Annotated in this window: 5 protein-coding genes; all 5 read left to right on the top strand. The window is 69.9% G+C overall.

Features of this window, described 5'->3' with window-relative positions:
- The first annotated feature begins 89 nt into the window (after nucleotides 1–89).
- Nucleotides 90–4,334, top strand: coding sequence for a hypothetical protein (locus tag AOZ49_RS33205; RefSeq protein ID WP_054479777.1), 4,245 nt, complete (start codon nucleotides 90–92; stop codon nucleotides 4,332–4,334).
- A gap of 1,928 nt (nucleotides 4,335–6,262) precedes the next feature.
- Nucleotides 6,263–6,949: a filamentous haemagglutinin family protein gene (locus AOZ49_RS33785; protein WP_231690496.1), complete on the top strand. Its 687-nt coding sequence runs from the start codon at nucleotides 6,263–6,265 to the stop codon at nucleotides 6,947–6,949.
- A 268-nt stretch (nucleotides 6,950–7,217) separates the two neighbouring features.
- The gene (locus AOZ49_RS31210) at nucleotides 7,218–7,796 is read left to right on the top strand and encodes a secretin and TonB N-terminal domain-containing protein (protein WP_054435532.1); all 579 of its coding nucleotides are present in this window, start codon (nucleotides 7,218–7,220) and stop codon (nucleotides 7,794–7,796) included.
- Between the two features lie 40 nt (nucleotides 7,797–7,836).
- Complete coding sequence (locus AOZ49_RS31215) at nucleotides 7,837–8,349, top strand: RNA polymerase sigma factor (RefSeq protein ID WP_054435530.1); 513 nt, start codon at nucleotides 7,837–7,839, stop codon at nucleotides 8,347–8,349.
- Nucleotides 8,350–8,448: 99 nt separating this feature from the next.
- The coding region (locus AOZ49_RS31220; RefSeq protein ID WP_156351046.1) for a DUF4880 domain-containing protein at nucleotides 8,449–8,707 on the top strand (259 nt) is incomplete at its 3' end.

An 8,707-nucleotide genomic window follows, 5' to 3' on the forward strand; every position in this document is an offset into this window, starting at 1 on the left:
GGGGGGGGGGCGGCGCAACGACGACCCGGGGCGGGTCCTGGTCGGTCGCGGCCACGCGCGGTCTTTCCAATACCGGTACGACGGATGCCATGCCCAGGCAGGCGCTGGTCACGCCGGGCGATGTGCTGCGGCGGCATGCGCAGTACAACGAAATGGACTACCGGGCGTTCGTGCTGGCCGAGGCGGCGCGCAGCGGCCAGCCGCGGCCCATGCTTCCCGCCGACGCCGCGGCGTTGGAACTGTATTACCGCAGTGTTCCCGCGGCCGGGGCCGAGCCGGCCTTGCGGTTTGAGGGGCAGGCGCGCTTCGGTCGCGGCGAAGGCGGCTACGGCGGTCAATTGGTGGTCCGCTCCGATGGATTCGCCATCGAGATCGTCAACGCGGCGCCGACGGCCGGCCATGCCGGCCTGTCGCTGCGCGCCGCGGACCTGAACGCGGTGGGCGCCGATCGCCTGTCCCTGGGAGGCTGGTCATACCAGCCGTCGACGGGCGCGGACCGCCGACTGGGCACCGTGGCCGGCAGCAGCGACATCATCCTGCGGAGCGGCGCGCGCTTGCGGGCACCGGAGGTCCTGCTGATCGCGTCGCCATTGAAGTCGATCCTGCTCGAACAGGGCGCTTCCATCAATACCCTGGGCGCAGGCGCCGCGCCGTACGACGCACGCCAGGGCTACCAGTATGGCAGCGCGGGCGGCAACAACATCCTGGCCGTGTCCAATGGTTGGCTCGATTTCTCCAATGGCGTCGGCGCCCAGGCGGGCAGGATCGAACTCGGCGCCTGCCCGGCGGGTGCCTGCGGCGGCGCGGCGCAACTGTACTCGGAGGGCACGATCGTTTTCGGCAGCAACAACCTGGTGCTGCATGATGCGCTGCGCTATGGCACGCGCAATCTGGTGGTGGCCGCCAACAGCTTGAACGCGGGGTCGGAAGCGGCCCTGGCCGACGCCCGGTCGCGCGGGGTCCTGCCGACGGGGTTGCGCTTGTCGCAGGATCTGCTGCGGCGATTGTTGGACGGCGATGCCGACAACGGCGCGCCGGCGTTGGAACGGGTGATTTTCTCGTTGCGCGACTCGATCAATTTCTTCGGCAGCGTCAACCTGAGCACGCTGAATGCCGCCACCGGCAAATCCAGTCTAGCGCAACTGGTCTTGAATACCCCCGCGATCTACGGCTATGGGTCGGCCACGGATATCGCGACGCTGTCCACCGACACACTGGTATGGAATGGCGTCGCCAATGCGGAGCCTGGCGCCATCGCGAACGGTGGCGCCGGCACCGGATCCGGCATCCTGACCTTGAGCGCGCGCCGGATTGTGCTGGGTGACGCCAATGGCACGCTCCAGGTCCCGCATCAGCAGATGCGGCGCCAGGCGTTGGGATTCGCCACGGTGAACATGGAGGTGGCCGAGCGCATCACCGCGGGCGGCGAAGGCGGCCTGGAGGTCTATCAGGCGCGCGGCAACTTCGTCGATGGAAAATTCCAGTACCAGGGCGGCACGCTCGTGCTGCGTACGCCCCTGGTGACGGGCGAGGACGGCTCGGTCACGCGGTTGACGGCCGGCGATCTGCTGCGGCTTGCCGGCACGGGCGCCGCGGCCGACGATGCCACGGCGCCTTGGGGCGCGACGCTGACGCTGCAGGGTAGTCGGGTGGAGCTCGACAGCGCCATTGTGCTGCCGAGCGGCAAGCTGACGGTGCAGGCCGAGCACGGCCTGACGCTGGCCGGCGGCGCCCGCCTCGATCTGGCCGGCCGTGCCGTGACCCTGATGGACCAGACCCGCTATGGCTGGGGCGGCGATGTGGAGCTGGAGAGCCGAAAGGGGGACATTCTGCAGGTCGCGGGCTCCGTCATCGATCTGTCCGCGCGCTACAACCAGGCCGGCAGGCTCACGGCCACCGCCCTGGAGGCAGGCGCGGGCCTGATCGATCTGCGCGGCGTCATCAAGGGCCAGGCCAGCGGCGACTACGATGCGGGCGGCACCATCGTGCCCTTCGACGCGGGCGGCATTGCGCTGCGGGCCCAGGCCATCGCGGATTTCGCCGGATTGAACCAGCGGCTCAACGAAGGCGGCATCACCGGATCGCGCGCCTTCCAGATCAAGCGCGGCGACCTGGTGATCGGCAGCGAGGTCAAGGCGCGGCGCGTCAACATCGCGGTCGATGGCGGCAGCCTCACGGTGAACGGCCTGATCGACGCCAGCGGCGCGCAGGTCGGCAGCATCCGCCTGTCGGCAATGCGCGACCTGATCGTCAACGGCTTGCTGGATGCGCATGGCGCACTGCTGCGGGTGGACAGCCGCGGCGACATCATCGACAGTCCCAACCGCGCGGTGGTGGAGCTGACAGCCGGCCAGGGCCGGCTGGTGCTTGGCTCCGACGCGGTGGTGGATCTGCGCGCCGGTACCGGCGTGGCCTCAGGGAGCGCGCCGGGGATGAACGACGGCCGTTCGCGCGGCACCCTGGATCTGAATGCGCCGCGCGTGGGCGGCAATGATGTGGGGCTGGATATTCTCGGCACGCCGCGCGTGCTGGGCGCCGAGCGCGTCTCCGTCAACGCCTTCCGGCGCTATGACGACGCGCCCCTGGCGTCGGCGCCGGACGTCACCGGCCGCACGCCCCAGGTCATCACCCAGGCCTACCTGGATCAGCTGGACGCCGACAGCGTGGCCTACATGAACGCGGCGCTGGCCAATGCCGGGCTGCGCGCCCGGTTGCAGGGATACGCATTGCGTCCGGGCGTGGAGATCGTCAGCCGCGGCGTTGATGGCGATCTGCGGATCGAAGGTGACCTGGACCTGTCGAATTACCGCTATGGCCCCAACGCCGACCGCAATGACCCGGCCAGGCGCGGGTTTGGCGAGGCGGGCGTACTGCTGGTGCGGGCCAAGGGAGACCTGAACATCTACGGCAGTATCACCGATGGCTTCGCGCCGCCGCTGGCCACCGATGACGATGCCCGCGCGTGGCGCCTGATCGGCCGCCGCAATCCGGACGAAGCCAACGGCGTGGATCTGGCCGGGCAAAGCCTGATTCTGCCGCGCGCGGTGAGGTTGCGTGGCGGTACTTCTGGCGGCACGACGTTCCCGATCACGGAAAACGAATCCCTGAATTTCGACTTGCCGATCAATGCCAACACGATCAAGGCGAATTCACGGCTGCCCGCGCAGGTCGAGCTTTCCCAGCCGCTGACCCTGGCGGCCGGCACGGTGCTGGAAGCCGATATCCGTGCCGCGGACGGCACGCTCTATGCCAAGGGCAGCGTGTTGCGGGCGGATCTGGCATTGACCGCCGGCGCACGGCTGGGGGCAGGCCTGGTCCTGAACCAGGCGATTCCGGTGCGGGCCTTCACCGTGCCGAAGGGGACGCCGCTGTCGATCTTCAGTTCCCTGCTGACCCTGTCCGGGGATTTGTCGCTGGCCGCCGGAGCGTATCTGCCGGGCGGCACCGACCTGCGCTTCAGGAGTACCACCGTTGATCTGCGGGACCTGAATGACGAGGGCGTGCAAGGACGCATCTGGGCGGTGGCGCCCATGCTCAAGGCTGGCGCCTCGTCGTGGAGCCTGCGTCTGGCCGGCGGGGCTGACCTGGATTCGGCGGACACGCGGGCGCTACTGCCGGCCTCCGGGCTGGGCGGTCGCGGTAACCTGAAGCTGTCGGATCCGCACTACCTGAAGGACCTCGGCATTGATCTCGGCATCATCGATCAGGGCGGCATGCTGTTGGGTGAAACGCCGATTTTCAGCGTCATCCGCACAGGGCGAGGAGACCTGGATATCCTGGCTGGCGGCAATTTCCAGCAGGGTTCCTACTATGGCATCTACACCGCGGGCACGCCGTCGGACACGGTCCGCGACGCGCAGGGCAATCCCATCCTGGATGCGTTGGGCCGCGATGCCTACAACTTGCCGCGATCCGAGGTCGAGAGGCGCAACCAGCTCGAAGGTTATGGCTCCGTGCTCGGCGCGGGGGCGGCCAGCTATGAGCCGCTGGTGACGGGCGACCAGTATGCCGCCTGGTATCCCGAGCGCGGCGGCAACGTGCTGGTCAATGTGCAGGGCGACATGCGCGGCGCGATCCGCGGCATGCCCGCCTCGACCTATGGCGCGGACGCGCGCGGGGCCTCCGCGGCGCCTGGCAGCTATCCGGGCTACTGGCTGTGGCGGCAGGGGGGGGCCGGGAGATCGGCCTGCAAACCGCCTGGTGGATCAACTTCGGCACCTATCTTCCGACGCCGTTCTACACCGCCTTCCAGGATCTGGGGTTGCCGGTGGACGGCATCTCGGTCGAGGGATTCACCGGCTTCGGCACGCTGGGCGGCGGTAATCTTTCCGTGAACGTGGGCGGCAACGCCGGCGTGCTCAATCCGCTGAAAACGCGCAATACGTCGAACGCGACGAGCCAGGGGCTGGCGCTGACGGTGGGCAGCACGGGACGCATCACGCCCGACGGCCGGCTGATTTCCACAGGCGGGGGCGACTTGAGCCTGCACGTCGGCGGCGCCTTGAACCCGCTCAAGACCGCCAGCGGAGGCGGGGGCGTGCCGACCATCACGGGGGCGCCGTCGGATCTGAACGGCGTCTTGACCAATCTGCGCGGGTCCATTTCCGTCAGCGCGGGCAGTATCGGGCGGGTGGATCCGATTTATGGCCTGGCCGATCCCTCGGACTCGCGTGGCGTGAATCCATTGCGCCCGACACTGGCGGCCCCGTCCGGCGGCTTGGTGGTCGTGGCGGGCGATGCCACTGTCCAGCTTGGCGCGCGTGGCGATGCGGTATTGGGCGGGATGGGCGATGCCGGCAGGATGTACCAGTTTTCCGCAACCTCGTTCATCAAGGACGGCGTTGCCCAGCCCGGCGGCGCCAATAACTGGTTCTCGCTGTGGACCGAACGGACGGCACTGAACCTGTTCGCGGCCGGCGGGGCGGTGACACCCTTTGCCGGGGCGCATTTCGACGACAGCGCGAGCAAGGATTCGACCCAATACACGGCAAGCGCTTACTCCAACATGTTCGCCTATCCGTCGCGGTTCAGCGCGGTGGCGGCTTCCGGCAGTATCTACTATCACGCCAGCCCCGGCAGCGCCACGTCGGAATGGGTATTTGCGCCAGGCAACCGCGGCAGCGTCGAGCTGCTTGCCAAGGGCGGCCTGTACGGCGGGGGCTATCGCACCAGCATATCCGGCGCGGATCCTGCCTCGGTCCCCACGCCGCAGCGGCCCGCTTATTTTGCGACCTGGGACGGTGGGGCGGTCACGACAGGAAACGCCATCGGCGCGGAAGGCGGCGTGTTCGCCTTTGGCTTCAATACGGCGGCGGGACGTCCCGCCCAGTCCAATGCGGGTATCGCGCGCTTCTACGCGGGTGGCGACATCGTGGGCCTGTTCACCGGCAGCACGATAACGACCACCGCCGGCGCCGAATACCACGCCGCCCGTCCCGTCAGCATCCAGGCCGGCGGCGACATCGTCAACCTCAAGGCCCTGATCCTGAACCAGCAGCCCAACGACGTCTCGCGCATCGTCGCCGGCCGCGACATCCTCTACGCCAACGTCGACGTGGCCGGCCCCGGCTGGCTGGAAGTCAGCGCGGGCCGCAACCTCACGCAGGAAGACAGGGGCCGCCTGACCAGCCTGGGCATGATCGACGGCAGCCAGGCCACCGGCCGGGGAGGCGCCGGCATCGTCGCCAGCGCCGGCGGCGAGGGCGACTACGCCGCCTTCGCGCGGCGCTATCTCGACCCCGCCAACCGCGCCGATGCGGGCCAGCCGCTGGCCGGCCAGCCCGGCAAGACGGTCAAGACCTACGAAGGCGAACTGGCCGACTGGCTGCGCCAGCAGCATGGCTACACCGGGTCGGCGGACCAGGCCCGCGCCTATTTCGACGCGCTGCCGGCCGAGCAGCAGCGCGTGTTCCTGCGCCAGGTCTACTACGCCGAGCTGACCGCGGGCGGACGCGAGCACAACGACACCGCCGGTCCGCGCGCCGGCAGCTATGCGCGCGGCCGCCAGGCCATCGCCGAGCTGTATCCGGCCACCGATGCGCAGGGGCGGCCGATCCACTACCAGGGCGACATCACCCTGTTCGGCGGATCGGGCATCCAGACCCTGTTCGGCGGCGCGATCCACCTGCTGGCGCCGGGCGGCAAGATGGTCTTCGGCGTCGAGGGGCTGCCGCCGCCATCCACGGCCGGCATCATCACCCAGGGCGCGGGCGACATCCAGATGTACGCCAAGGGCAGCATCCTGCTGGGCCAGAGCCGGGTCATGACGACCTTCGGCGGCAACATCCTGGGCTGGTCGGCCGAGGGCGACATCAACAGCGGCCGCGGGTCCAAGAGCACGGTGGTGTACACGCCGCAGCGGCGCCTGTACGACGATGTCGGCAACGTGACGCTGTCGCCGACCGTGCCCAGCACGGGCGCGGGCATCGCGACCCTCGACCCGATCCCGGAGGTGCGGCCGGGCGACGTCGACCTGGTGGCGCCGCTGGGCACCATCGACGCGGGCGAGGCCGGCATCCGCTACTCGGGCAACGTCAACCTGGCGGCGCTGCAGGTGGTGAACGCGGCCAACGTGGTGGGGCAGGGCAAGGCCACTGGCGTGCCGACGCTGGCGGCGGTGAACGTCGCGGCGCTGACCAGCGCCAGCGCGGCGGCGGCCGGCGCCACCCAGAGCGCGCAGGACACCACGCGGCAGCAGCAGAACGCCGCGCGCCGCAACCTGCCGTCCATCATCAACGTGCAGATCCTGGGCTACGGCAGCGAACCGGTGGCGGGCGCGGCGGCCGGCGGCGCCACGCCGGCCGGCGGCAATCCGCGTCCGGGCGGCGCGCCGCCGCCCCAGGGCTACGACCCGCGCAGCATCTTCCAGATGCTCGGCAATGGCGAGCTGGACGCGGCCCAGAAGGCCCGCCTGACCGAACCGGAGCAGCGCGGCCTGTCGGGAGGCTAGGGGCGCCCGGTGGCCCCGAAACCTGACGATTGGCTGTCATGCGGCAGTCACAAGCGCGACCTACATTGCCCATTCACCGATTAGCACGACGTGTTGCGGCTCCCCTTCAGCCGCGGGGGCGCGACAAGGGCTGGGCATGCATCTGGAGCCAATCAGGGCGGGCAGGGCGCGGGCGCAAGGCCGCCGGCGCGGTTGGACAGGCTGGTGGATCGCGTGGGGGCTGTGCGCGGTCCTGTGCTGGCGCCAGGCCGGCGCGCAGGAGCCGGTCATGCGCGTCTTCGACTTCGACCTTCCGGCGCAGCCGCTGCAATCGGCACTCGAGCAGTACAGCAACGTCACCGGCAGTTCGGTGGTGTATCGCGCCGCGTTGGCGGTGGGGCGGCGTTCGGCCGCGGTCAAGGGAATCTATACGCCGGAGGCGGCTTTGCGCATGCTGATCGAAGGTTCGGGGCTGGCCGTGGAATACACGGCCGCCAACGCCGTCATCCTGCGGCCCGCCGCGGTCGGCGCCGCGCCGGGCCGCCGTCCCAGCGCCAGCCGCGGCGCGTTCTACCGCAGTTACTACGGCGTGGTCCAGGCCGGCGTGCGCGACGCGCTGTGCCGCAATCCCGCGACCCGCGCCGGCGGCTATCGCGCCGCGGTCAGCTTCGAGGTCTCGCCGATGGGCCGGGTGGAACATGCGCGGGTGCTGGATTCGACCGGCGACATGGACAAGGACGGCGAAATCGTGCTGGCGCTGGACCAGACCGTGCTCGACAAGGCGCCGCCGGCCGACCTGGAGCAGCCCTTCGTGATGCTGATCGTGCCGGAGTCGCCGGAACACGATCAGGGCTGCCCGGCGTATTGACGCCATGCGCCGGTCCTTTCCGCACTGACACGGATCCACGATGCCCACCAGCCTGTCGGTCCTGCGCGACTTCATGCTGCAACGCTATGACGACCTGAAGGCGCGCCTGACACGGCGCCTGGGCTGTCCGGACCTGGCCAGCGACGCCCTGCAGGACACCTGGCTGCGCCTGGAGGCCAAGGAGGAACTGGGTCCGGTCGACAGCCCCGGCCCCTATCTGATGCGCATGGCCGTGAACGTGGCGGTGGACCAGCAGCGGGTCGAGAACCGGCGCCTGACCGTCGCCGAGGCCGACGCGCTGCTCGCCATCGCCGACCCGGCCCCGGGGCCGGAGCAGATTGCCGCCGGGCGCGCGGAGCTCGACGCGCTGACCCGCGCCATGGGCGAGCTGCCGGCGCGCCAGCGCGACATCCTGCTGGCCGTGCGGCTCGAGGGTCAGCCCCAGAACGACATCGCCGAGCGCCTGGGCGTCTCGCTGCGCACCGTCGAACGCGAGCTGCGCAACGCCCACGAGTACTGTGCCCGGCGCACACGTAAATTATTGTCACCATAAGGCGGGTTCCGGCTGCGAGAGTCGTCCTATGGATGTCAAGGGGAAAAACCGCGCGCCAACGCCCGCAGTGGCGGCGCGGCGGCATCGAGAGAGCATGCAATGAACACCGCAACCCAGCCCGCCGATCGCAGACAGGCGGACATCGAACGCCAGGCCCGCGCCTGGATCCGCCTGATCGCATCCGGGCAGGCGACGTTGCGCGAAGCCGATGCATTCAAGCAGTGGTGCGCCGCCAGTGAACGCCACGCCCAGGCGTTCGCCGCCCAGCGGCAGCTGTGGCGGCAGATGGGGCCGGCCGGCCAGGCCGTGCTGCGCCAGCGCGGCCGGTCGGCGGCGGCGCGCGGGGCCGGCTGGGGCC

The sequence above is a fragment of the Achromobacter sp. 2789STDY5608615 genome, assembly GCF_001298995.1.
GTDB classification, from domain to species: domain Bacteria; phylum Pseudomonadota; class Gammaproteobacteria; order Burkholderiales; family Burkholderiaceae_B; genus Achromobacter; species Achromobacter insuavis.